We start from the raw sequence: 1,095 nt of genomic DNA, 5'->3' as shown, positions 1-1,095 counted from the left end.
TTGCATGCCGTACTGATTGATAAATTGCAGCGCACCGCCAGTCCAGGCGGCAAAACCGATGCCGAAGATCGAACCGACGTTGGCGTCTGCCGTCGACGTCAGCACGCCCTCCTCCACACAGCGCACGGTCTCGATGGCTTGCACGAACAGCAGGCGATCACGCACATCCTTTGGCGAAATCTGCCCGTCAGGCATCTCGAAACGGCTTTTCAGCTCTGGCCATAGATGTTTCTGGCCAGCGGCCGGGTAATCGTAGAAACCGCCTCCTGCCGCTTTACCGGGCCGCTTGTATTCGTTGAGCAGCAAGTCAATCACGGCATACGCCGGGTGCTCAATCAGAGGTTTCCCTTCGGCTTGCAGGTCCTTGGCCGTTTGCTTGCGGATATGGCTCATGAGGCTGAGGGAAACTTCGTCAGAGATCGCCAGAGGCCCGATGGGCATGCCGGCCTTGCGTGCTTCGGTTTCGATCATCGGCGCACTGACACCTTCGCCGAGCATCGCAATGCCTTCGTTGGTGAAGGTGCCGAATACCCGCGAAGTAAAGAAACCGCGACTGTCGTTGACCACAATCGGGGTTTTCTTGATTTGCAGGACGAAATCGAAGCCGCGAGCCAGGGTTTCGTCGCTGGTGTGGGCGCCTTTGATGATTTCCACCAAGGGCATTTTTTCCACGGGGCTGAAGAAATGCAGACCGATGAATTTGCTCTGATCCGGCACCGCCGTAGCCAGGCCACTGATCGGCAAGGTCGAGGTGTTAGAAGCGATGACGGCGTCCGGGCCGACGATTTTTTGCGCGGCCGATGAGACTTCGGCCTTGAGCTCACGGTCTTCGAATACCGCCTCGATAATCAAGTCACAACCGGCCAGGTCCGCGTCGCTTTCGGTGGTGTTGATCCGTGCCAGAATCGCCTCACGCTGCTGCGCAATCATTTGGCCGCGCGCGACTTTCTTATCCAGCAGCGCCGCCGAATGGGCCTTGCCCTTTTCTGCTGCTGCCAGGGTAACGTCCTTGAGCACCACCTCGATGCCCGCCGATGCGCTGACAAAGGCGATACCGGCCCCCATCATGCCGGCGCCAAGTACACCGACTTTCTG

The 1,095-nt window shown here is 58.6% G+C and carries 1 protein-coding gene; it reads right to left on the bottom strand.

The window, feature by feature from the left end; all coding sequences use genetic code 11:
• Positions 1–1,095: 3-hydroxyacyl-CoA dehydrogenase family protein (locus AC1DRJ_RS29025; protein WP_477805159.1), on the bottom strand; the 1,095-nt coding region annotated here is incomplete at both ends.

Source organism: Pseudomonas sp. P5_B2 (assembly GCF_056400445.1).
Note: the sequence above shows the minus strand (reverse complement) of the source record. Positions and strands in the feature narration are given on the sequence as shown.